Origin of the sequence: Streptomyces sp. NBC_00083, assembly GCF_026343295.1 — a bacterium.
Lineage (GTDB): Bacteria > Actinomycetota > Actinomycetes > Streptomycetales > Streptomycetaceae > Streptomyces.
This window is the reverse complement of sequence record NZ_JAPELY010000003.1, coordinates 513,716-536,839: the sequence shown is the minus strand read 5'-3', so window position 1 is coordinate 536,839 and position 23,124 is coordinate 513,716. Positions and strand designations below refer to the sequence as shown.

Genomic DNA, 23,124 nt, shown 5'->3' with positions numbered 1-23,124 from the left:
GCAGTACACCTATGAGTCAGCTCACGGTCCCCGTTCCTGTGTCACCGATCAGGTGACGGAGGTGGTCGTAGGCCCAGGAAGCGAGGGTGGTCGGGGTGGTGGTCCGCACCGTGCGCGGCTGTTCGGGCACGAAGTCCTCGCGCAGGCCGGTCGACATGCCGAGCACCGCCTCGACCAGGCCGTCGGTCATGCCGGCGCCGTGGAGCAGGCCGCGCATCGCGTCGTCCGTGATCCGCTCGACGCCGATCGGGTGTCCCGTGGCGGCGGTGAGGATGCCGGCGACCTCGCGCCAGGTGAGGTCGGCGGGGCCGTGCACCGCCTGCACGCACCGGCCGGACCAGGCGGACGAGAGCAGCCGGCCCGCGGCCACCTCGGCGATGTCGCGGGGCGCGACCCAGGCCATGGGCTGGTCGAGCGGGAGCACGACCCGGAGGGCGCCGGCGCGCAGCGCGTCGAGTTGCAGTTCGAGGTTGGTGAAGAAGTAGCCGCAGCGCAGATGGGTCACGTCGACGCCGAGGGCGTCGAGCGCGGTCTCCGTGCGGGCAAGACCGTCGATCTCGCCCGCGCCCTGGCGCTTCTCGGCGCCGACGCTGCTCTGGAAGACGACGCGGCCGATGTGGTTCTCGGTGACGGCGCGGACCACGCTCGCGGTGGCCCGGGTGTAGTCGCCGAGGGGGTCCTCGCTGCCCGTGGTCGGGTCCACCCAGAACAGGGCGTCCACATCACGGGTGGCTCCCGCCACGGCGGCGGAGTCGTACTGGTCGACCCGTACGGCGTCCACCTCGTCCTTGACTGCGGGGTCCAGCCGCGCGGGGTCGCGCAGCAGCACGCGCGGGCGGACGCCGGCCCGCAGCAGGGCGGTGACGACGTGCCGGCCGACGTTGCCGGTCGGGGTGGTGACGGCGATCTGCATGATGTCCTCCCAGGGGGGGGCGGCCCCGGCCGGTGGCGCCGGGGTCCGCGAGCGGCCGTCGGCAGGATGGCCGACGCGGGCACGGGTACCCGTCGGCAACACGCCTTCCCGGACACGTCCGTCGGATGCGGTCGTCGCCCCGTCGCCCCGGGGCGGGCGTGAGGGTGGTCCGCTCCGCGAACCCCGGAGGGCTCGCGGCCTCACCGGTGCGGCCGGATGGTTGACTGAGCCGTATGGATCACGCACCGGCGGACCCCGCCCGTACGGCAGGGACGACCGACCCCGGGCCGCCCGCGCTCCCCGCGGGTCCTTGCGCGCCCGTACCGCCCCCGCTCGATCCCGAACTCCGTGTCGCGCTGGACGCGTTGGGGCCCGGCGCGATGGAGCCGTTCACGCCGGGGAACCTCGCGGAGCGGCAGGAGCGGGACGCCGCCGCGCGGCCCCGGCCGAGCGTGCGGGACCTGTGCGCCGACGGCCGATTCGAGGTGGCCGAGCTGTGTGTGCCGGGGGCGGCGGACGGACGGCGGGTCACCCTCGTGAGCGCGCGGCCCGCCGGCGCCGAGGGGCCGCTGCCCCTGCTGTTCTACCTGCACGGCGGCGGCATGGTCGTGGGCAACGCCTGGTCCGTGCTGCCGAAGGTGCTGCGGGAGTGGGCCCTCCCGCTGGGCCTCGCCGTGCTCTCCGTCGCCTACCCGCTGGCACCGCACGCCCGGTACCCGGTGCCGGTGGAGGACTGTTACGCCGCCCTGCGCTGGGCGGTCGCCCACTCCGTCACCCTGGGGATCGACGCGGAGCGGATCGTCCTCGGCGGCCGGAGCGCGGGCGGCGGGCTCGCCGCCGCGCTGGCCCTCGTCGCCCGCGACCGGGGCGGCCCGGCTCCGATCGGGCAACTGCTCCTGTGCCCGATGCTCGACGACCGCGGCGCCACGTTCTCGGCCGCCCAGATGGCCGGCGCGGACATCTGGGACAGGACCTCGAACGCGACGGCGTGGCAGGCCCTGCTGGGCGAGCGGTACGGCACGCGGGATGTTCCGCCGTACGCCGCCCCGGCCCGCGCCACGGACCTGACGAGGCTGCCTCCGGCGTACATCGAGGTCGGCTCGGCCGAGACCCTCAGGGACGAGGGTGTCGCCTACGCCGACGCGATCTGGCGGGCCGGCGGCCGGGCCGAGCTGCATGTGTGGCCGGGCGCGTTCCACGGCTTCGACAGTTTCGCGCCGGGCTCCGCGCTCGGCCAGGACGCCCGCGAGGCCCGCACCCGCTGGCTGCGGCGCGTCCTCGCTCCGTCCGGGGGTGTCACGGCCCCCCCTGAACTCGGCTTCGCGGCATCGCAGTTGACGCGCGCCGGGCACGTCGTCACATCTGACGGAGCACCACGAACACCACGAGGAGCACCGTGGCGCCCGCGCACATCCCGTGGGCGACGACCGCGGTGAGGGGGAAGTGGCGCTCGGCCGTGGTGCTGCCCGTGGAGTGGCGCCCGGAGCTGGGCAGCCAGCGCAGCAGCATCGTGAAGCCGAACGCGGCCACGACCAGGACCCCGGCGCAGGCCGCCCAGGCGAGACTCCTCAGGTCGCCCATGAGGTATCCGCTCCAGGCCACCAGGCCCGCGACCGCGACGAGCACATGGCCGCCGATCAGCCACAGCGGCAGGCGCGTCACACCGGGCGCCCGCTGGCGCAGCCCGCCGTGGCGGATCCACACGAGGGCGAGGTAGCCGCCCAGAGCGGCGGTCAGCAGCCACGCACACAGCACGAAGACGCCCATGTACTCCCCCAAGGATTCCCGTCACGGGATGTCGTGCACCAGCAGAGCGCACGACGAGGAGGCGGCCCGGACGCCCATTCCCCGATTCACCCGTTGGCGTGAACTGGGGCCCCTTTCCTCCGCGTTGAGACCCCCCGCTGCGGCATGGCATCGCCGGGGGACCGTGACCGGCCCGCCTCCGGGCCGGCCCCCGCTCACCCCTCCAGCGCCGTACCGCAGCTCCAGCAGAAGCGCGCGCCGCGCTCGCCGGAGAGCCGGCCGCACTCCGGGCACACCCGCGCGAGCAGGCACGCGGCCTCGCCGCCCTCCTCGCCCGGGGCGCCGCCGATGGTGAGCCCCGGCCTGCGGCGGTGCACGGAGAGGTACCCCATGCCGTCGGCGCCGGCGACCAGGGCGCGCCGCGAGCCCTTCGGCAGCCAGAGCGCGGTGACGGGCCGCAGCTCCTCGGTGCCGTCCTGGGTGCGGAGGTGGCCGCCGCCTTCGAGGACGACCAGCAGCACGTCGAGGCTGAGGTCGGTGTGCTCGTCGATGGTGCGGCCCGGCGGCAGCCGCAGCAGGTTCGCATCGAGTCCCCGCCCGCTCTCGCTCAGCCGCCACAGGGCGCCGCCCGCGTGCGGCGGGGCCGCCGCGAGCTCCCGGCCGAGATCGGCCACCACCCGGGCACTTTGCTCCTGCATCAGTCCTTCACCCTCCCATTGACCAGCATTGACCAGCACGGATTCGCTCCGGCCGCCCCATCGGCCCCCCACACACGTGCGTATTGCAAGTATTGCAAAGAGCAAGACAAAAAGCGTATAGCTCGCATCAACTCTCCGGAGTTGCTCCCTCACACACAGCTGCGCGGATGCAGTCTGAGGGTGAAGCGGAACACCGGCCACCGTAAGCCAGAGTGGGGGACCGGTGTGTTCCGGGCAGCCCTGGAAGGAGCGACGGTGTCAGTACGGCGCGGTGCCCGCAAGGAAGCGGAGAAGGTGGCGGCCAACGCCGCGGAACAGCTTCTGCGAGCGGGGCGGATACTGCGGCGGACCACGACGACACCGGATCTGCGGGCGGTGTACCGCACGGACCAGAAGGTCAACGACGAGCCGTACCGCGAGCGTTGGGCCCACGACAAGGTGGTGCGCTCCACACACGGGGTGAACTGCACGGGGTCGTGTTCGTGGAAGGTGTACGTCAAGGACGGCCTCATCACGTGGGAGACGCAGGAGACCGACTACCCGTCGGTGGGCCCCGACCGCCCGGAGTACGAGCCCCGCGGCTGCCCCCGGGGCGCCTCCTTCTCCTGGTACACCTACTCCCCCACGCGCGTACGGTTCCCGCTGGCGCGCGGGGTCCTGGTGGAGATGTACCGGGAGGCGAAGGCGCGTCTGAAGGACCCGGTGGCGGCGTGGGCCGAGGTCACCCAGGACCCCGAGCGGCGCCGGCGCTACCAGTCGGCGCGGGGCAAGGGCGGCCTGGTGCGGGTCGGCTGGGACGAGGCGCTGGAGATGGCGGCCGCCGCCCAGGTGCACACCATCAAGACGTACGGGCCCGACCGGGTCGCCGGGTTCTCGCCGATCCCCGCGATGTCGATGGCCTCGCACGCGGTCGGCGCCCGCTACCACTCGCTCATCGGCGCGCCGATGCTCTCCTTCTACGACTGGTACGCCGACCTGCCGATCGCCTCCCCGCAGGTCTTCGGCGACCAGACGGACGTGCCGGAGTCGGGCGACTGGTGGGACGCGGCGTACCTCATGCTGTGGGGCTCCAACGTGCCGGTGACGCGGACGCCGGACGCGCACTGGATGGCGGAGGCGCGCTACCGGGGGCAGAAGGTGGTGGTGGTCTCCCCCGACTACGCGGACGCGACCAAGTTCGCGGACGAGTGGCTGCACCCGCACCCCGGCACCGACGGGGCGCTGGCCATGGCCATGGGGCACGTCATCCTGAGCGAGTTCTTCGTGAAGCGCCAGGTGCCGTACTTCACCGACTACGTACGGAAGTTCACCGATCTGCCGTTCCTGGTCGAGGTGACGACCGGCGGGGACGGCCGCAGTGTGGCGGGGAAGTTCGTGACCGCCGCCGACCTCGGGCTCGGTCACGAACCGGGCGCGGCGGCCGACCGGTTCCGGCCGGTCCTGGTCGACGAGGTGTCCGGCCGGCCGGTCGTGCCGGGCGGCACGCTCGGCGACCGCTGGTCCAAGGAGGGCGAGGGGCGGTGGAACCTGGAGCTCGGCGATGTCGTGCCCGAGCTGACCTTCCACCGGTCCACGGGCGCCCTGAGCACGGAGATCCTGCTGCCCCGCTTCGACCGGCCCGGCACGGTGCGGCGGGCGGTGCCGGTGCGGGAGATCGGCGGGCGCCGGGTGACCACCGTCTTCGACCTGCTGCTCGCCCAGTACGGCGTGTGGCGCGAGGGCCTGACCGGGCAGTGGCCCGTCGACTACGAGGACGCCTCGCAGCCGTGCACGCCCGCCTGGCAGGAGACCATCACCTCGGTCCCGGCGGGCGCGGTGGTGCGGGCGACCCGGGAGTTCGCGCACACCGCGGAGAAGACCCGCGGCCGCTGCATGATCGTGATGGGGGCGGGGACCAACCACTGGTTCCACTCCGACACGATCTACCGCTCGTTCCTGTCCCTGCTGCTCCTGACGGGGTGTCAGGGAGTCAACGGGGGCGGCTGGGCACACTACGTGGGGCAGGAGAAGGTCCGCCCCTACACGGGCTGGCAGCAGATGCAGTCCGCGGCGGACTGGGTGCGCCCCTCGCGGCAGATGGCGGGCACCCCGTTCTGGTACCTCCACACCGACCAGTGGCGTTACGAGAGGTACGGCGCGGACGCGCTGTCCTCGCCGGTCGGGCAGGGGCTCTTCACCGGGCGGCACACCGCCGACCTGGTCGCGCAGTCCGCGCGCCTGGGCTGGATGCCGTCCTACCCCACCTTCACCGCCAACCCGCTCGAACTCGGCGCCCGGGTGCACGCCAGTGGGCACGAGCCGGGCGAGTGGACGGCGACCGAACTCGCGGCGGGGCGGATCGAGTTCGCCGCGTCGGACCCCGACGCGCCGGCCAACTGGCCCCGGGTGCTGACCGTCTGGCGGGCCAATCTCATCGGCTCGTCCGCCAAGGGCAACGAGTTCTTCCTGCGCCATCTGCTCGGCACCAGCGACAACACGTCCGCCGACGAGGCGGGCCCCGAGGAGCGGCCCCGTGACGTCGTCTGGCGGGAGGAGGCGCCGCGTGGCAAGCTCGATCTGCTGCTCGCCCTCGACTTCCGCATGACGTCCACGACGCTGATGGCGGACCTGGTCCTGCCGGCCGCCACCTGGTACGAGAAGCACGACCTGTCCAGCACGGACATGCACCCCTATGTGCACGCGTTCTCGCCGGCGATCGATCCGCCGTGGCAGGCCCGTACCGACTTCGAGATCTTCCACGGACTCGCGGCCAAGCTCAGCGAGCTCTCGGCCGGACATCTGGACACCGCCCACGACCTGGTGGCCACCGCCCTGCAGCACGACACGCCGGGCGAGACGGCCCAGCCCGGGGGCACCACTCCCGAGTGGCAGGGCGGCCCGGCGCCCGTGCCCGGGTTCAACATGCCGAACCTCACGCTGGTGGAGCGCGACTACACCGCCGTCGCCGACCGGCTCGCCGCGCTCGGGCCGCTGGCCGAGCAGCACGGCATGACGGTGAAGGGCGTCACCGTCCATCCGGGGCCCGAGATGCGCTGGCTGGCGAGCCGGTGCGGCACCAAGGCCGAGGGGCCGGCGAGCGGCAGGCCGCTCCTGGACACCGATGTGAAGCTGTGCGAGGCGATCCTGGCGCTCTCCGGCACCACCAACGGCCGCCTCGCCGCCGAGGGGTTCGAGCAGCTCGCCCTGCGCTGCGGGCCCGAGAGCGCTCTCGTCTCGCTGTCGGAGACCGTCTCCGAGCGGCGGGTGGTGTTCTCCGACACCCAGCGCGGGCCCGTCCAGGTCGGAGCCAGCTTCGAGTGGTCCGGCAAGGAGGCCCCCGACCGCCGCTACTCGCCCTTCACCATCAACACCGAGCACCGCAAGCCCTGGCACACCCTCACCGGCCGCCAGCACTTCTACCTCGACCACGACTGGATGGCCGAGCTGGGCGAGCAACTACCGCTGTACCGGCCTCCGTTGGACCTCGCGGCGCTCGGCGAGTACGCCGGGACACAGGAGCCCGGCGCCCGTTCGGTGGCGGTCCGCTACGTCACCCCGCACTCGAAGTGGTCCATCCACTCCGAGTACCAGGAGAACCTGCTGATGCAGACCCTGGCGCGCGGCGGCCCCGTCATCTGGATGAGCGTCCAGGACGCCGAGGCCATCGAGGTGGCGGACAACGACTGGATCGAGGCGGTCAACGCCAACGGTGTCGTCGTGGCCCGCGCCATCGTCTCGCACCGGATGCCGGCCGGCACCGTGTTCATGTACCACGTGCAGGAGCGGATGGTGAACGTCCCCAAGTCGGAGACGACCGGCCGGCGCGGCGGAGTCCACAACGCGCTCACCAAGGTCCTCATCAAACCGACCCATCTGATCGGCGGATACGGCCAGTTGTCGTTCGCGCCCAACTACTACGGGCCCACCGGCAACCAGCGCGACGCCGTCACCGTGATCCGCCGCCGCTCGCAGAACGTGGAGTACTGAGACCATGCCCCGTGGTGAAGCACGCATCGGACGTGTCATGGCGCAGGTCGCCATGGTCATGAACCTCGACAAGTGCATCGGCTGTCACACCTGTTCGGTCACCTGCAAGCAGACGTGGACCAACCGGGCGGGCACCGAGTACGCCTGGTTCAACAACGTGGAGACCCGCCCCGGCCAGGGCTACCCGCGCGGCCACGAGGACCAGGAGAAGTGGAAGGGCGGCTGGCGGCTCAGGAACGGCCGTCTCGTGCCGCGCAGCGGGGGCCGCGCGCGGCGCCTCGCCACTCTCTTCGCCAACCCCGAACTGCCTTCCCTGGCCGACTACTACGAGCCCTGGACCTACGACTACGAGACGCTGATCAGCGCCCCGCTCGGCGACGACGTGCCGACCGCCCGGCCCCGCTCCCTGATCGACGGCCGGCCCACCGAGGTGACCTGGGGTCCGAACTGGGACGACGACCTGGGCGGCGGCCCGGCCCATCTCGCCGGGGACCCCGTACTGCGGCAGATGAACGAGTCGGTGCGCCTGGAGTACGAGCAGGCGTTCATGTTCTACCTGCCGCGGATCTGCGAGCACTGCCTCAACCCGTCGTGCGTCGCGGTCTGCCCGTCGGGCGCCCTGTACAAGCGCATCGAGGACGGCATCGTCATGGTCGACCAGGACCGCTGCCGCGGCTGGCGGATGTGCGTGTCGGGATGCCCGTACAAGAAGATCTACTTCAACCACCAGAGCGGCAAGGCCGAGAAGTGCACCTTCTGCTACCCGCGCATCGAGGCGGGTGAGCCCACCGTCTGCTCGGAGACCTGTGTGGGCCGGCTCCGCTACCTCGGCGTGATGCTGTACGACGCCGACAAGGTGGGCGAGGCCGCGGCGGTCGCCGACGAGAAGGACCTGTACGAGGCGCAGTTGGGGTGCTTCCTCGACCCGGACGATCCCGAAGTCGCCCGCGCCGCCGAGGAGTCGGGCATCCCGCACGACTGGATCACGGCCGCGCGCCGCTCACCGGTGCGCGCCCTGATCACCGACTACCGGGTGGCGCTGCCCCTGCATCCGGAGTACCGCACCATGCCGATGGTCTGGTACGTGCCGCCGCTGTCGCCCATCGTGGACTCGCTGACCCGCAGCGGTCACGACGGTGAGGACCCGGCCCGGCTCTTCGGCGCCATCGACTCGCTGCGCATCCCCCTGGAGTACCTCGCGGGGCTCTTCAGCGCCGGAGACGTCGAGCCGGTGGAGGCGGCCCTGTGCCGGCTCGCCGCGATGCGGTCCCACATGCGGCGCGTCAACCTCGGCGAGGAGCGCGACCCGGCGATCGCCCGCGGGGTGGGCCTGGACGAGCGCCGCATCGAGGAGATGTACCGGCTGCTGGCCGTGGCGAAGTACGAGGACCGCTATGTGATCCCCACCAGTTACACCGGTTCCGTCCCCAGCGATCCGGGCGACGGGTGCAGCCTGGATGGTGACGGCGGCCCCGGCATGTACGAGGCGGGGCTGCCCGGCATGGAGGCCTTCCACGCGCCACCGGTGCCCGCGGCGGCGGCCGGGGCGGGCGGTGGGTCCGACGCCGGGCTGCGCGGCCGGGTCAACCTGCTCAACTGGGACGGCCGGGGAGCGCCGGGCGGGCTCTTCCCGCGCCGCAGGAAGGACGAGAGCCGGTGATCCGCGTTCTTCCCGCGGCGCGGGCGGGGCGCGGGCCCGCGGTGCGCCCCGCCCTCCACCAGGCCGCCTCGCTCCTGCTGGGCTACCCCGACGCGGACTGGCCCGGCCGGCTGGGGCTCGTCCGCACGACTCTGGAGCAACTCGCCCTGCCCGAAGCCGAGTTGATGCTCGGATTCTGCGACAGCGTGGCGTCGGTGACGCCCTTGGAGCTCGGCGCCCGCTATGTCGCCACCTTCGACCGGAGCCGGCGCCGCGCCCTGCATCTGACGTACTACACCGACGGCGACACCCGGCGGCGCGGCGGCTCGCTGGCCCGGCTCAAGGGCCTCTTCCGCGATCACGGCTGGGAGCAGGACGACGGGGAGCTGCCCGACTTCCTGCCCGGCGTCCTGGAGTTCGCGGCCCGCTGCCCCGGGCCGGGCCTCGCCGTCCTGGTCGAGCACCGGGCCGCCCTCGAACTGCTCGGCCACGCGCTGGCGAAGTTCCGCAGCCCCTATGCCGACGTGGTGCGGGCCGTGTGCCGCACCCTGCCGGGGCCCGCACCGGCCGACCACGCGGCGGCGCTGCGCCTGGCGCGCAACGGCCCGCCCACCGAGACCGTGGGTCTCGCCCCCTTCCCGCCTCAAGGGTCCCGGCCCACCGAAGGAGCCCGCCGGTGACACATCTGCACATCGCCCTGTGGGGCGTGCTGCCCTACCTCGTCCTGACCGTCCTCGTCGCCGGCACCGCCTGGCGCTACCGCTACGACCGCTTCGGCTTCACCACCCGCTCCAGCCAGCTCCACGAGTCACGGCTGCTGCGGGTGGGCGGGCCGCTCTTCCACTACGCGCTGCTGCTCGTCATCGGCGGCCACATCACGGGGCTCCTCGTGCCCGAGGCACTCACCCAGCGCCTGCACGTCAGCGAGGAGATGTACCACGCGTCGGCGCTGGCGATGGGCGGCGCCGCGGGGGTCGCGGCCGCCGCCGGCCTGGGCATTCTGCTCGTACGCCGGCTGCGCACCCCCGGGGTACGCCGTGCCACCAGCCGCAGCGACCGGCTGATCCACCCGCTGCTGACCCTGGTGCTCCTCGCGGGGCTCACGGCGACGGCGACCAGCGCCACCAACCCGTACGACTACCGGCTCGGCGTCTCGGTGTGGTTCCGCAGCCTGTTCGCGCTCGACCCCGACGTGGACGCGATGGCCCACGCCCCGCTCGTGTACCGGCTGCACGCGCTGCTCGCGATGACGCTGTTCGCCGCCTGGCCGTTCAGCCGTCTCATCCACGCCTTCACGGCGCCGCTGGGGTATCTGGTCAGGCCGTACGTCGTCTACCGCTCGCGCGCCCGCGCCACGCCGTACCGCCATCCCGCGGCGGGGGTGCGGCCGCGCGGCGAGAAGCCGGCGGCGCGCTGACCGCCCGCCCGAAGGGCCCGCTCCGCGCGGCTCAGCCGTCGGCGGCGGCCTCGCGGAAGTGGTCGGCGAGGTGGCGGCGGCCCGTCGCGGGAGCCAGGACGTCCTCGGTGAGCACGGTCAGCGGGAACTCCAGCCGGCCGTACACCCGCAGCGGGGTCAGCAGCCGCGCCGCCCCGAGCCCCGCCCGCAGCGTCCAGGCGGGCAGCCGGGTGATGCGGGCGGGGCGGCCGAGCGCGCGGTAGGCCTGTCGCGCGATCTCCTCGTGGGTGAGGACGTCGGGGCCGCCGAGCTCGACCTCTTCGGCTGCCCCGGTGACCGCGTCGGCGACCGCCGCCGCGACGTCCGCCCCGTCGACCGGGTTGATGCGGAAGCGTCCGCCGCCGAAGACGATCGCGCGGCCCTTGCGGGCCATGTCCAGGTACTCGTTCATGTCGGAGAAGAACCCGTTGGGGTACAGCACGGTGTGCGCGAGCCCGGAGCGCTTCAGCTCCGCCTCGAACGCCCGCTTGGCCCGCACCAGTTGGACGCGTTCGAGGCCGGGGGCGCGCACCACCGACACATAGACGAAGCGGGCCGCCCCGGCGCGGCGCGCCTCCGCCAGGAGGGCGCGGTTCGCGCCGTAGTCGACGTCCCAGCAGGTCGGCGCCGGGCCCCGGCCGCCGCCCTTGCCAGGCCCCCTGCCGCCGCTCCTGCCCTTGCCCACCAGGCCGATCGTGCTGACCACGACGTCGACGCCGTCGCAGCATCCGCGCAGGGCTGCGGCGTCGGTCGCGTCGCCGGTGTGCACCTCGTGGACCCAGGCCCGGACCGGGGCGAGCCGGTCCGGGGTGCGGGCCAGCGCCCTGACCTCGTGGCCGCGCCCGGCCAGCTCGCGTACGACCCGGCTGCCCACGTAGCCGGTCGCGCCGGCCACCAGTACCTTCATCCGTCCCGCCCCCTCGCGGTCGCCGTCAGCGTCCGGGCGCCAGCGGGTCCGTGACCAGTCCGCCGAGGCGCCGCACTTCGTCGAACGGGTCCACGCCCAGCTCGCCCGCGGCGCGGGTCAGGGCGCGCAGGGCGGGCACCAGGCCGGCCCGCTCCTCGGCCGGCACCCGTGCGACGAGCGCGCCGACCTCGGCCCGGCGGTGTGCCATCACCTTCCCCACCAGGGAGCGGCCCGCGTCCGTCAGGTTCAGTACGACCTCGCGCCGGCTGGCCGGGTTGGTCCTGCGGTCGACCAGGCCGGCGGCCTCCAGACGGTCGACCATCCGCATCGCGGTGGACGGGTTCACGCCGAGCGTCGTGGCCATCGCGGCGAGCTTGAGCGGCTCGCAGCTCTCCAGGACGACGAGGGCGCGCAGCTGCGGAAGCGTCATGGAGTCGTCGATCGACGCGAGGGCGCGGGCGGAGATCGCGACCAGGAGCCGCGACGCGGCCATGACGGCCACGGCGACCTCCTCGGCCTCGTGGTCCAAGGCGCGCCGGTCGGGCGCCGCGTCGTCGTCCCCGGCCTCGCTGCCGGAAGGTTTCCGCGGCTTCCGCGCCGCGGCTTCGTCGTGCGCCATGGACATCGATATCCACCCCGATGGGTCAAGGCTGCCTCAAGACGGACAGACGGCCCTTGTAATCATTGCAGTCTGCAATGTTAGCCTGTGTTCGGATCGACCGGACCTGCGCGGGCGCGACGGGACCGGTCAGCAAGGAGTGATTGACGATGAAGGTGGAGCCGATACGCGAAGCCTATTCGTTCGCGTGTCTGCACTGCGGGCACGCCTGGGAAGGTTCGTACGAGATACACCACTCGACGGATGCCAACGGTGTCCTGCGCGCGGACTACTACGTCCGGGGCGTCCAGGAGCCCTCTCCCCTGACCTGGAACACGTGCCGGATCTGCCACCGCACCACGATCCGAGTCCTGCGTTCCGGCCGCGTCACAGCGGCCCGCCCGCTCGTCGACTGACCGGGCGCCGTCCGCAGGCACCGCGTCCGACGAAGCACGCCGCGCCTTCGGGCACGTGAGGGCCGGGCCCCGCGCGTCCCACCGCCGTCCGCCTTCCGCCACCCGCCTCATCCGTTCTCGCCCCACCCCCTCCTGACGGGCAGCGCCGCCCGTCCACTCCCCGCTGCCCCGGTCCCGCGGGCACCCCGTCGTGCCCGGGTCGGCGGACCCCGCTCACCCTGCCCGAACACGGAGCCCTGCCATGCCCTTCACCAGCGCCGCCCATCCGCATCCACCCGCACGCCACAGCGTGAAGATTCCACACCTCGGGGACTTCCACGTGCCGCCGCGCGTCGTCGCCATCACCGCGCTCGCCATCCCGATCGGCGGGGCCGCGGCGCTGGTCGCCGTCGCGCTGCTCAAGCTGATCGCGCTCTTCACCAACCTCTGCTTCTACGGCCGGTTCGCCTTCTCCACGACGGCGCCCCACGGCACCCCGCACCGCTGGCTCCTCGTGGTCATGCCCATCGTCGGCGGTCTGGTCATCGGCGTGATGGCGCGCTACGGATCGGAGAAGATCCGGGGCCACGGCATGCCCGAGGCCATCGAGTCGATCCTGATCGGCGGCAGCCGCGTACAGCCCCGCGTGGCGGCGCTCAAGCCGCTGTCGGCGGCGATATCCATCGGTACCGGCGGCCCCTTCGGCGCCGAGGGCCCCATCATCATGACCGGCGGCGCGGTCGGTTCGATCATCTCCCAGCACCTGCGCGTCACCACCGACGAACGCAAGGCGCTGCTCGTCGCGGGCTCCGCGGCCGGCATGGCCGCGACGTTCAACGCGCCGCTCGCCGCGATCCTGCTCGCCGTGGAGCTACTGCTCTTCGAGTGGCGCCCGCGCTCCTACCTGCCCGTCGCCGTCGCCGCCGCGACCGCCACGCTCGTCCGCGGCCCGCTGCTCGGCACCGCGCCCCTGTTCGGCGGCGCCCACGTCCCCGCACACCTGTCCATATCCGCGTACGGGCTGTGCGTCGTCGCGGGCCTGGCCGCCGGACTGCTCGCCCTCGGGGCGACCTGGCTCGTCTACTTCTCCGAGGACCTCTTCGCCAAGCTGCCCTTCCACTGGATGTGGTGGCCGGCCATCGGCGGCGCCATCATCGGCGTCGGCGGCCTCTTCGAGCCCCGCGCCCTCGGTGTCGGGTACGACGTCATCGACCAGCTCCTGACCGGGCGCGCCACGACGGGCCTGATCGTCGGCATCCTGGTCGTGAAGACCCTCATCTGGGGCCTGTCGCTGGGCTCGGGCACATCGGGCGGCGTCCTCGCCCCGATGTTCATGATCGGCGGTGCGCTCGGCGCCGCGGAGGGGCTCGTCTTCCCCCAGGTCAGCCCCGGCTTCTGGGCGCTGGTCTCGCTGGCGGGCGTGCTGGGCGGCGTGATGCGCTCCCCGCTCACCGGCATCGTGTTCTGCCTCGAACTGACCCATGAGATGAACGCCCTCATCCCGATGGTGATCACCGCGTCGGCCGCGTACCTCCTGTCGGTCATCGTGCTCAAGCGCTCGGTCCTCACCGAGAAGCTCGCCCGCCGCGGGATGCACCTGACGCGCGAGTACTCCGTCGACCCGCTGGAGGTCCATCTCGTACGGCAGTTGGAGACTCCGCTGCGCCTCACCCTGGAAGCCGGGCAGACGGTGGGCGAGGCCGCCCGGACGCTGCACACCGCGTACGAGGCCGGCGACCCGGACAAGCTCCTGGCGCAGCGCCTCTACCCCGTGCTCGACGGCGACACCCTCGCCGGTGTCGTTACGCGTCACCAGCTGGTCCACGGCTCCGACGACGACGGCACGCCCCTGTCCGCTCTCGCACGCCCCGCCGTGACCGCCTTCGAGGACGAGACGCTGCGGACCCTGGCCAACCGGATGGCCGAGCACGACATCACCCGGATCCTCATCGTCAGCCGCGATGAACTGCCGCGCCTGGAAGGCCTGGTGAGTCTGCGTCAGCTCCTGCACGCGCGCCGGGTCGACCTGCACGAGGAGCAGCACCGCCAGCGCCATCTGACGCTGCGGCCCCGCGGTGGCCGCTCCCTCGTGGTGGCCTCGGGCCCCGGCATCAAGCCCCTGCCGGGCGACGAGGAGCCGACACCGCTCCCCGCCCAGCACGCCGGCTGACCGCGCCCCCACCCCACGGACCGAGCGGGCCCCGGGATCTCCCCCGGGGCCCGGCACATGGCCCGAGGTGGGCGCCCCCTGCCCGTATCCTTATTGCGAAGAGTTCGCAATAACAACAGCGAGGCAGAAGAGGTGTTCGGGGTGGGGTATCCGGTGGTGCTCGGGATCGAGTCGTCCTGCGACGAGACCGGCGCCGGTCTGGTGCGGGGCGGGCGGCTGCTGGGGCACGCGGTGGCGTCCAGCATGGATGAGCACGCCCGGTACGGCGGAGTGGTCCCCGAGATCGCCGCTCGGGCCCATGTCCACTCCTTCACCCCGGTCGTCCACCGCGCGCTCGACGAGGCGGGGCTGCGGATGTCCGACATCGACGCGGTCGCCGTGACCACCGGCCCCGGCCTGTCCGGCGCGCTCCAGGTGGGCCTGGCGGGCGCGAAGGGGCTGGCGTACGCCCTGGACGTGCCGCTGTACGGCGTCCACCACCTGGCGGGGCACGTCGCCGCCGACACCCTGGAGCACGGCCCGCTCCCCGACCCGTGCGTGGTGCTCATCGTGTCCGGCGGCCACACCTCGCTGCTGCTCGTACGGGACCTGGCCCGCGATCCGATCACGCACCTCGGCGACACCCTGGACGACGCGGCGGGCGAATGCTTCGACAAGGTGGCCCGCGTCTTCGGGCTGCCCTACCCCGGCGGCCCCGCGGTCGACCGGGCGGCGCGGGATGGCGACCCGCACGCCGTCGCCTTCCCGCGGCCCCTGACCGGGCCGCGGGACGACCCGTACGCCTTCTCCTTCTCGGGCCTGAAGACCGCGGCCGCCCGCTGGGCCGAGCGCCACGAAGGCCGGCCGCTCCCCGTCGCCGACGGCTCGGCCGCGCTCCAGGAGGCCGTCGCCGATGTGCTGACCCGTAAGGCCGTGGCCGCCTGCCGCGCGCACGGGGTGACCACCCTGGTCGTGGTGGGCGGGGTCGCCGCCAACTCACGGGTGCGCTCGCTCGCCGAGCAGCGCTGCGCCGCGGCCGGGATCACCCTGCGGGTGCCGCCCCTGAAGCTGTGCACGGACAACGGCGCGATGATCGCCGCGGTGGGCGACCTGCTGGTCCGCGCGGGCGCCGAACCGGCGCCGCTCGACGTCTCCATCGATCCGTCGGCCCCGCTGGAGTACGCGGCGCTGCACCCGCGCGCGCGGACCGCGCGCGCCGCGTAGCCCCGGACGGGCGGGGCCTGCGGCCCGGCGGACGTCAGCCCCGCGTCAGCCCCGCCTCACCGCTCGCCGGCGAGGTCGAGCTCGCCCAGCGGCTCGGGCGTGACGGCCGGCGCCCCGGAGGTGCGCCACGGGTGGTCGAGCGGCGCGCTCAGCGGCTGCCACCACGGCGTGGTGGGCAGCTCGCCCGCCGGCTCGAAGGGCTCACCGGGGCGGGGGAAGACCGCGGCCTGTTCGGCCCGTTCCGCCGCGTCCTTCGTCCACTCGGCGGGCTCGGCCCACGCGTGCGGCGCGAGGTTGAACGTGCCCCAGTGGATCGGCATCGTCACGCCGTGCGGAGCGCCGCCCTGAAGGTCGAGGTGGGCCTGCATGCCCTCGGCCGGAGTCATGTGGATGTCGGGCCAGAACTCGCTGTACGCGCCGATCTGGATCATGGTCGCGTCGAACGGGCCGTGCTCGGCGCCGATGGTCCTGAAGCCGTCGAAGTAGCCCGTGTCGCCGCTGTGGTAGATGCGGTGATCGGGCCCGGCCACCACCCACGAGGCCCACAGGGTGTGCTGCCGGTTGCGCAGACCGCGCCCGCAGAAGTGGCGGGCCGGGGTCGCGGTGAGGGTGATCCCCCCGACCTCGGCCGACTCGTTCCAGTCGAGCTCGTGGATCCGGTCGGGGGCGACGCCCCAGTGCTCCAGGTGGGCGCCGACACCGAGCGGCACCGCGAACACCGTGCTCGTACCGGCCAGGGCGCGGATGGTCGGCAGGTCGAGGTGGTCGTAGTGGTCGTGCGAGATGACCACGACGTCGACCGGGCCGAGCGCGGCCAGCGGCAGCGGTACGGGGTGCAGCCGCTTGGGTCCGGCGAACGCGAACGGCGAGCAGCGCTCGCCCCACACCGGGTCGAACAGCACCCGGCGGCCGTCGATCTCGGCGAGCACGCTCGAATGCCCCATCCAGGTGAGGCGCAGTCCGGTCGCGGGCGGCGCCGCGATGTCGGCGAGGGTGGTCGGGTGGACCGGAATGGTGCCGGTGGGCGCGCGGCGTACGCGCTGCTCCTTGGCGAAGAACTGTTTCGCGAACTCCACGGTGGAGCCCGAGGGGCGGGTGCGCGCGCCCTCGGGGTTCTGGAACACACCGTCGGCGAAGTTGGGCGAGCGGCGGATCCGGTCCCAGCGCTCGCCCTTCGAGTCGGCGCCGAACGCGTCGGGCCGCAGCTCGCGGAGTCTGGAACGGAGCGGATGCAGAGAACCAGCGCCGGTCACGGCACCTCCTGGGGTTCGGTTTGTTTCCATTATGTGCGCCTTGGCGCGCGCCCTCGCGCCGTCGTCCTCCGCACGCGCCGGGGCTCGCACTCCGGGAGCGTGCGCTCGTGGTGGGGCGCCGGGCCGTCAGGCTCAGCCCCGACGAGGCTGACCGTACGCCCGCTCCACGCGCAGCCGCAGCACGAGGCGCCGGTCACGGACCATGGCGGCGCGGTACTCGTCCCAGTCGGGATGCTCGCCCTGGACGTCCCGGTACAGGGCGACGAGTTCCTCGACCGTCTCGTCGTACGGATCCCCGGCGACCGGCGTGAGGTCGGCCGTCCCCTCCGCGACCGTCCAGGCCCAGCGGTCGTCGCTGGTCACGTGGTAGCTCGCCCGGGGGTCACGCCGCAGGTTCCGGGTCTTCGCCCGGTCGTCGGTGAGCGAGACCTTGATGACGCCGTCCGCCGGGTAGTAGGCGTGGTTGACGTTGGACAGCTGGGGCCGGCCGTCCCGCTTCAGGGTGACCAGTACGCCGCCGCCGTACTCGGCGACGAGGGCGAGCAGCGCTTCCTGGGGTGCGTCGAATGCGGTCATGGTTCGGGAACGCGCATGCGGGCGCCCGGATTCCCCGGACCGCCCGGCCGGGGCCTGCCATGATGCGGGGATGATCACTTCCATACCCCCCGTGGTCCCCGCCGGGCGGATGGCGCGGCACCCTCAGCCCGCCCTCGTGCTGCCCGGCGGCCGCGAGCTGCGCCCCTGGCGGGAGTCGGACGCGGACGTCCTGGTGGCCTCGTGCCTCGACCCGGCGATCGCGCAGTGGAACCGCCCGGAGCCGCTGTCGCGCGGCGCCGCGCGCGAGAAGATCGCCCGCTGGGGGCACCGCTGGACCGAGGAGGCCGCCGCGATCTGGGCGATCTCGCGCCGCGACGACGACCGGCCGGTGGGCCTGATCGGGGTCGGGGACCTCGATCTGCGCGGCGGCAGCGGCGAGCTCCTGTACTGGCTGCTCCCCTCCGGACGCGGCGAGGGTGCCGCACTCGACGCGACCCTGCGGGTCAGCCGGTGGGCGCTCGACGAGCTCGGACTGCACCGCCTGCGCATCACGCACTCGGTGCGCAATCCGGCCTCGTGCCAGGTGGCGCGCCGGGCCGGGTTCACCCTCGAAGGCACGATGCGCAGCGCCCTGCTGCACGCCGACGGCTGGCACGACGAGCACCTGCACGCCCGGGTGGCGGGCGACCCCTGGCCCCGAGGGAACTGACCCCGTCCCGCACGAGGCCGCGCACGGGACGAACGGAGTCGGCCGGTCCGCACCGGTCGTCCATTACGCCCACAGCAAGCAACGCTTCCCCGCACCCCTCGCCCTGGGCAGAGTGGCCGCCATGAGACTGCTGATGCTGGGTGGAACGGAATTCGTCGGGCGGGCCGTCACCGAGGCGGCGCTCGCTCGCGGACACGAGGTGACGGTCTTCCACCGGGGACGGCACGAGCCGCCCGCCGGGGTGACCTCGCTGTACGGCGACCGCACCCATGCCGAGGGGCTCGCGGCGCTCGCGGGCGGCGAGTGGGACGCGGTCGTGGACACCTGGTCCGGCGCTCCCGCCTCGGTACGCGATGCCGCCCGGCTGCTCGCCGGGCGGGCCGGGCGGTACGTGTACGTGTCGAGCCGCTCGGTGTACCCCCACCCGACGCCGCGCGACGCCGACGAGAGCGCGCCGCTGGTGGAAGGGGGCTCACCCGACGAGGCGGGCGAGGTGGCCTATCCGCAGGCCAAGCGCGGCGGCGAACTGGCCGCGGTCCGTGAATTCGGCGCGGACCGGGCGCTGTTGGTGCGCGCGGGGCTGATCCTCGGCCCGTGGGAGAACATCGGCCGTCTGCCGTGGTGGCTCACCCGCGCGGCGCGGGGCGGTGACATGCTCGCGCCGGGGCCGCGCGACCTGGGAGTGCAGTACATCGACTGCCGGGACCTCGCGGAGTGGACCGTCGACGCGGTGCAGTCCGGGCTCGGGGGCGCGTACAACCTCGTGGGGCCGCCGGACCACGCCACGATGGGCTCGCTCCTCGACGCCTGCGTACGCGTCACCGGCGGGCGGGCCGTGCTGCGCTGGACCGACCCCGAGGTGATCCTCGCCGCCGGGATCGAGCCGTGGCAGCACCTGCCGGTGTGGATTCCGCCCGGCGAGCTGCACGACACGATGCACGGCACGGTGGTCACCAAGGCGCTCGCGAGCGGGCTGCGCTGCCGCCCCGTCGAGGAGACCGTCGCCGACACCTGGGCGTGGCTCCGCTCGATCGGCGGTACCGCTCCGCAGCGTCCGGACCGCCCCCGCGTCGGCCTCGACCCGGAGACCGAGGCGAAGGTACTGGCCCGCTGAGGCGCGACTCCCGCACACGGACGCCAGGTTGACGCTCCGTCAGGTCCACCGGCGCATACCGTTCCCGGCGGACAGGACGGAGCGCTCAGAGCGGCAGCAGGTCCGGACGCTTGGCCGAGACGGCGTCGCCCGACGACTCCCCGCGCAGCCGTCGCCCGATCCACGGCACCAGGTATTCGCGTGCCCAGTGGATGTCGTCGCGCCGCACCTCCAGGGTGCCCCGCGGCGGCAGCGGGGGCCACGGCTGGTCCGGGTCGGCCGGCACGTCGAGCCCGAGCACCTGGGCGGCGCGCAGCGCGACCCGGGTGTGCCCCTCGGCGGACAGGTGGAGCCGGTCGCCGTCCCAGGCACGCCGGTCCTGGACGGACCTGAGCGACCACAGGTCGAGCACCGGGCAGTCGTAGCGGTCCGCGATGGCCCGCACATGCCCGTTGTACGTCGCGATCTTGCCGCGCAGATGGCGCAGGAGCGTGACGCCCCGGGTGTCGAAGCCCGTGGTCACCATGACGGTGCCGACCGCGGGTCTGAGGTCGGCCAGCGCCCGCTCGAAGCGCTCGGCCACCTCGTCGGGGTCGGTGCCGGGGCGGATGATGTCGTTGCCGCCGGCGCAGAAGCTCACCAGGTCGGGGGCGAGCTCCTTGGCCCTCGGCACCTGGTCCTCGACGATCTGGTCGAGGAGCTTGCCGCGCACCGCGAGGTTGGCGTAGCGGAAGGAGCCCTCCGGTCGCCGGTCGGCGAGGAGCACCGCGAACCGGTCGGCCCAGCCGACGAACGTCCCGTCCGGGCCGGGGTCGCCGACGCCCTCGGTGAAGCTGTCTCCGATCGCCGTGTACGACCCGAACGTGCCCTTGCTGAATGATCTCGAATCGTCTGCCACGAGGGCTTATCCTCCTCCAACGCAAGTGACCTACGCCACCGTAGGGAGGGGTTGACGGGGGGTGATATAGACCACCCGGTCAGTTTGCGGAGACCGGGAATAGGCCCTCGGCGGATCCACAACAGCCCGCCTTCGTCGGCCTGTTGGCACCGTTGCGGACACGTCGGCCACGCTCCTTGACCTCAAGTGGGCTTCAGGTCACAGGCTTGCCGGCATGACGAACGACATCGCACACGCCGCGCTTCCGTTGTCCGACCCCCTGCTCGACGAGCTGGCCGCGAGCCTGGCCGGTCCGGCGGCCGTCGTCGGGATCGGCGGCTCCACCCGGTTCTCCCATGAGGTCTTCGCCGTCCAGGACCAGCTCATGCGGCGCCTGGTCCGGGACCACGGCTTCCGGGCGCTGGCCGTGCAGGACGGCGCCGGAGCCGGGGCCGCGCTCGACCGGTACGTACGCGGCGGCGAGGGCTCGGCCGCCGACGCGCTGGCCCACGCCTGGCGGCCCCAGCGCACCGAGGAGACGGCCGAAGCCCTGCGTTGGATCCGCGCCTTCAACCGGGACCACCCGCACGACCCGGTCCGTGTGTTCGGGGTCAAGCCCGCCCAAGCCGGGCCCGAGGACTACGACGCCGTCCTCGCGCGGGTGCGCGCCTCGGCGCCGTCCCGACTGGACGCCGTGGCAGCCCACTTGGACCCGATCCGTACCGCCCATGCCGTCGACGAACACGTACAACGGGCGCGGGGCGTCCATCCGGGCCGTCCCTTCGCCGAGCACGCGCGGGATGCTCTCGCGCTGGTCGGCTCGCTGCCGGGACCCGGCGACGACGCCGACGTCATGAGGCGGCTGCGGCTGATCGTGGACTTCCACGAGCACAGCGTGGCCGGGCGGGACGACTACGCGGGCGAGGCGGCGGCATGGGCCGGCACCATCGGCGCCTGGGGACGCCGGACCGGCGCACGCGTGGTCTATTGGGACGGCGTCGCCCACACGGCCGCCACCGAGACGGTCCTCGGCATGGCCCCCGGACGCGGCGCCCGGCCCGGCGTCGGCAGCGTGTTGCGCGAGCGCCTCGGGTCGCGGTACGTGTCCGTCGCCGTCGGCTTCCACCACGGGGACCTGGGTTCCGTCGCCGTACCGGAACCGGGCGCCGACCTGGTCGACGCGCGGCTCGGCGCGGTGGACGCGCCCGGCCACTGGGTCGATCTGCGCGCCGCGGACGCCCGCCGCCACTGGGACGGGCCCGCGAAGGCCCGGGTCATCAGCGGGGTCTACGACCCGGAGCAGGACGCGACCGGATACATCGCCGTCCCCTCGATCGCCGACGCCTTCGACGTCCTCGTGCATCTGCGCCGGGTGACGCCGGTGCGGTGGCTGCCCTGAGCGGGGCCGGACCATCCATCAGCAGGGGCCGCCGCGATGCCGCGACGGCCCCTGCTGATGGATGGTCCGGCGGATCAGCCGGTGAAGGCCGCGGTGCCGTTCGGGGTGCCGAGGCCGGTCGGGCCGTCGTAGCCGGAGCCCGCCGTGCACAGGTAGGTGCCGCAGCTGCCGTTGGCGCCCGAGGTCACGTCGTTGAGGGCGGAGGTGTGGGCGTAGGGGAAGGAGGAGGGAGTGGAGCCGGAGCTCGGTGCGCCGGCGAGTGCGTACACGCCCGCGATGATGGGCGAGGAGGCGCTGGTGCCGCCGTACACGTTCCAGCCGTTGGCCTGGTAGGTGTCGTACACGGCGAGGCCGGTGGCCGGGTCGGCGACCGCGGAGACGTCGGCGACGGCGCGCTTGGCGCAGCCGCTGTCCTTCTGCCAGGACGGCTTCGCCTCGTAGGCGGAGCAGCCCGAACCGGCGCCGTCGCCGCCGCCGCTGGAGCCCCAGACCGACTCCGACCAGCCCCGCGTGCTGCTGTCCTGCTTCAGGGAGGTGCCGCCGACCGCGGTGACGTACGAGGACGCCGCCGGGTACTCGACGCCGTAGCCGCCGTCACCGGAGGAGACGGTGATGGCCACGCCCGGGTGGTTGAAGTACTTGCTGTCGGCGGCCGTGTCGCTGGAGTCCTCCGAGCCGCCGTAGCTGTTGGAGACGTACTTCGCGCCCATCGTCACCGCGCGGTTCACCGCGGCGCCGAGGTCGTCCATGTTCGCGGAGTCGGCCTCGACGAGCAGGATGTGGCACTGCGGGCACGCGGCGCTGACCATGTCGACATCGAGGGAGATCTCACCGGCCCAACCGGCGTCCGCCGTCGGGTAGTTGGTCCCTCCGTTCTGGTCGGCCTTCTTGAAGCAGCCGTTGGCGGTGGTGCAGGCCGGCAGTCCGTACTGCGAGCGGTAGGCGGCCAGGTCCGACTCCGCGTTCGGGTCGTCCTGCGCGTCGACGATCGCCACGGTCGCACCGGCGCCGCCGGACGGCAGGTTGTACGCCTTCTGGAGATCGGCGGGGCCGAGGCCGGAGGGGGCGGCGTCGGCGGTGAGGCCTCTGTGCTGCTTGACGTCCGTACGCTGCAGCGCGAGGCAGTGCATGACGCCGGGCTTGGCCTGCGCCGCGCACAACTGCTTGACGTCCAAGGCCGGGTGGGCGGCCTGCTCGGCACCGGCCGACGGAGCCGCGGCGAGGAGCCCGCCGGTGACGAGTGCGAGAAGGGAGACCAGGGCGGACGCGGTGCCTGCGGACCGCTGTCCGAACCTGGAGGTTCGTATGTGGTGCACGGTTCTTCCTCCATGGGGGGATCGTCCGGACCTGGGACGGACCGGACGCGAAGAAACGTCGAGTGCATGACAAATTGACGTTCGGAGATTGCCACCACGGCGAGTGGGGGCAGTCATGAACGTACCTACAGGCACCACTGGTTGACAGGAGCCCCACGGCAAAGGCTTTCTCTCGACTATGTGGGGACTTGTGCCTCGGGTGACGGAGCGGTGAAGAGATCACACCGGAATCGGCCGGCCCCTTGCCCGCGCGCCCCGAAGGGGACTCCA

The 23,124-nt window shown here is 73.2% G+C and carries 20 protein-coding genes; 11 read left to right on the top strand and 9 right to left on the bottom strand.

Features of this window, described 5'->3' with window-relative positions; translation table 11 throughout:
• Positions 1 to 16 precede the first annotated feature (16 nt).
• Entirely contained in the window at positions 17 to 913 is an 897-nt protein-coding gene (locus OOJ98_RS26270) for an NAD(P)H-binding protein (RefSeq protein WP_267057500.1), read from the bottom strand.
• Between the two features lie 233 nt (positions 914 to 1,146).
• Here OOJ98_RS26270 and OOJ98_RS26265 point away from each other — a divergent pair, with 233 nt between their 5' ends.
• A complete protein-coding gene (locus OOJ98_RS26265; protein WP_323177936.1) occupies positions 1,147 to 2,349 on the top strand; it encodes an alpha/beta hydrolase fold domain-containing protein in 1,203 nt (400 codons plus the stop codon).
• Here the strand turns inward: OOJ98_RS26265 and OOJ98_RS26260 are convergent.
• Together OOJ98_RS26260 and OOJ98_RS26255 are read right to left on the bottom strand one after the other, a co-directional pair.
• Complete coding sequence (locus tag OOJ98_RS26260) at positions 2,270 to 2,680, bottom strand: hypothetical protein (protein ID WP_267057499.1); 411 nt, start codon at positions 2,678 to 2,680, stop codon at positions 2,270 to 2,272. The two genes, OOJ98_RS26265 and OOJ98_RS26260, sit on opposite strands and share 80 nt — an antisense overlap.
• A gap of 194 nt (positions 2,681 to 2,874) precedes the next feature.
• Positions 2,875 to 3,357, bottom strand: coding sequence for a hypothetical protein (locus tag OOJ98_RS26255; protein ID WP_267057498.1), 483 nt, complete (start codon positions 3,355 to 3,357; stop codon positions 2,875 to 2,877).
• Positions 3,358 to 3,651: 294 nt separating this feature from the next.
• Between OOJ98_RS26255 and OOJ98_RS26250 the strand changes: the two genes are divergently transcribed.
• Genes OOJ98_RS26250 through narI form a run of 4 tightly spaced genes read left to right on the top strand, consistent with a single transcriptional unit; the run spans position 3,652 to position 10,379 of the window.
• Complete coding sequence (locus OOJ98_RS26250) at positions 3,652 to 7,323, top strand: nitrate reductase subunit alpha (protein WP_267058250.1); 3,672 nt, start codon at positions 3,652 to 3,654, stop codon at positions 7,321 to 7,323.
• Positions 7,324 to 7,327: 4 nt separating this feature from the next.
• A complete protein-coding gene (narH, locus tag OOJ98_RS26245; protein ID WP_267057497.1) occupies positions 7,328 to 8,983 on the top strand; it encodes a nitrate reductase subunit beta in 1,656 nt (551 codons plus the stop codon).
• Complete coding sequence (gene narJ / locus OOJ98_RS26240; RefSeq protein WP_267057496.1) at positions 8,980 to 9,642, top strand: nitrate reductase molybdenum cofactor assembly chaperone; 663 nt, start codon at positions 8,980 to 8,982, stop codon at positions 9,640 to 9,642. The genes narH and narJ overlap by 4 nt, the downstream gene beginning before the upstream one ends.
• Positions 9,639 to 10,379 carry a respiratory nitrate reductase subunit gamma gene (gene narI / locus OOJ98_RS26235; protein WP_267057495.1) on the top strand — a complete coding sequence of 247 codons (741 nt, stop codon included), beginning with the start codon at positions 9,639 to 9,641 and terminating at the stop codon, positions 10,377 to 10,379. Before narJ ends, narI begins: the two co-directional genes overlap by 4 nt.
• Positions 10,380 to 10,410: 31 nt before the next feature.
• On the opposite strand, the gene OOJ98_RS26230 is transcribed toward narI, so the two are convergent.
• Complete coding sequence (locus tag OOJ98_RS26230; protein WP_267057494.1) at positions 10,411 to 11,304, bottom strand: NAD(P)H-binding protein; 894 nt, start codon at positions 11,302 to 11,304, stop codon at positions 10,411 to 10,413.
• A 25-nt stretch (positions 11,305 to 11,329) separates the two neighbouring features.
• Positions 11,330 to 11,923: a MarR family winged helix-turn-helix transcriptional regulator gene (locus OOJ98_RS26225; protein ID WP_267057493.1), complete on the bottom strand. Its 594-nt coding sequence runs from the start codon at positions 11,921 to 11,923 to the stop codon at positions 11,330 to 11,332.
• A gap of 149 nt (positions 11,924 to 12,072) precedes the next feature.
• On the opposite strand from OOJ98_RS26225, the gene OOJ98_RS26220 reads away from it, so the two are divergent.
• From OOJ98_RS26220 to tsaD, 3 genes are all read left to right on the top strand, one after another.
• Positions 12,073 to 12,318, top strand: coding sequence for a hypothetical protein (locus OOJ98_RS26220; protein WP_267057492.1), 246 nt, complete (start codon positions 12,073 to 12,075; stop codon positions 12,316 to 12,318).
• 241 nt (positions 12,319 to 12,559) lie between these two features.
• Positions 12,560 to 14,467 carry a chloride channel protein gene (locus OOJ98_RS26215; protein ID WP_267057491.1) on the top strand — a complete coding sequence of 636 codons (1,908 nt, stop codon included), beginning with the start codon at positions 12,560 to 12,562 and terminating at the stop codon, positions 14,465 to 14,467.
• 141 nt (positions 14,468 to 14,608) lie between these two features.
• Positions 14,609 to 15,670 carry a tRNA (adenosine(37)-N6)-threonylcarbamoyltransferase complex transferase subunit TsaD gene (tsaD, locus tag OOJ98_RS26210; RefSeq protein ID WP_267057490.1) on the top strand — a complete coding sequence of 354 codons (1,062 nt, stop codon included), beginning with the start codon at positions 14,609 to 14,611 and terminating at the stop codon, positions 15,668 to 15,670.
• 56 nt (positions 15,671 to 15,726) lie between these two features.
• On the opposite strand, the gene OOJ98_RS26205 is transcribed toward tsaD, so the two are convergent.
• Both OOJ98_RS26205 and OOJ98_RS26200 read right to left on the bottom strand, forming a co-directional pair.
• The gene (locus OOJ98_RS26205) at positions 15,727 to 16,923 is read right to left on the bottom strand and encodes an MBL fold metallo-hydrolase (RefSeq protein ID WP_267057489.1); all 1,197 of its coding nucleotides are present in this window, start codon (positions 16,921 to 16,923) and stop codon (positions 15,727 to 15,729) included.
• A gap of 132 nt (positions 16,924 to 17,055) precedes the next feature.
• Positions 17,056 to 17,499 carry a PPOX class F420-dependent oxidoreductase gene (locus OOJ98_RS26200; protein WP_267057488.1) on the bottom strand — a complete coding sequence of 148 codons (444 nt, stop codon included), beginning with the start codon at positions 17,497 to 17,499 and terminating at the stop codon, positions 17,056 to 17,058.
• Between the two features lie 70 nt (positions 17,500 to 17,569).
• Here OOJ98_RS26200 and OOJ98_RS26195 point away from each other — a divergent pair, with 70 nt between their 5' ends.
• Together OOJ98_RS26195 and OOJ98_RS26190 are read left to right on the top strand one after the other, a co-directional pair.
• Positions 17,570 to 18,169, top strand: coding sequence for a GNAT family N-acetyltransferase (locus OOJ98_RS26195; protein WP_267057487.1), 600 nt, complete (start codon positions 17,570 to 17,572; stop codon positions 18,167 to 18,169).
• 121 nt (positions 18,170 to 18,290) lie between these two features.
• Positions 18,291 to 19,283, top strand: coding sequence for an NAD-dependent epimerase/dehydratase family protein (locus tag OOJ98_RS26190; RefSeq protein ID WP_267057486.1), 993 nt, complete (start codon positions 18,291 to 18,293; stop codon positions 19,281 to 19,283).
• A gap of 85 nt (positions 19,284 to 19,368) precedes the next feature.
• On the opposite strand, the gene OOJ98_RS26185 is transcribed toward OOJ98_RS26190, so the two are convergent.
• On the bottom strand, positions 19,369 to 20,160 hold the full coding sequence (locus OOJ98_RS26185; protein ID WP_267057485.1) for an SGNH/GDSL hydrolase family protein: 792 nt from the start codon (positions 20,158 to 20,160) through the stop codon (positions 19,369 to 19,371).
• Positions 20,161 to 20,374: 214 nt separating this feature from the next.
• Here OOJ98_RS26185 and OOJ98_RS26180 point away from each other — a divergent pair, with 214 nt between their 5' ends.
• Entirely contained in the window at positions 20,375 to 21,538 is a 1,164-nt protein-coding gene (locus OOJ98_RS26180) for an erythromycin esterase family protein (protein ID WP_267057484.1), read from the top strand.
• Positions 21,539 to 21,612: 74 nt separating this feature from the next.
• On the opposite strand, the gene OOJ98_RS26175 is transcribed toward OOJ98_RS26180, so the two are convergent.
• Complete coding sequence (locus OOJ98_RS26175; RefSeq protein WP_267057483.1) at positions 21,613 to 22,854, bottom strand: S53 family peptidase; 1,242 nt, start codon at positions 22,852 to 22,854, stop codon at positions 21,613 to 21,615.
• Between the last annotated feature and the right edge of the window lie 270 nt (positions 22,855 to 23,124).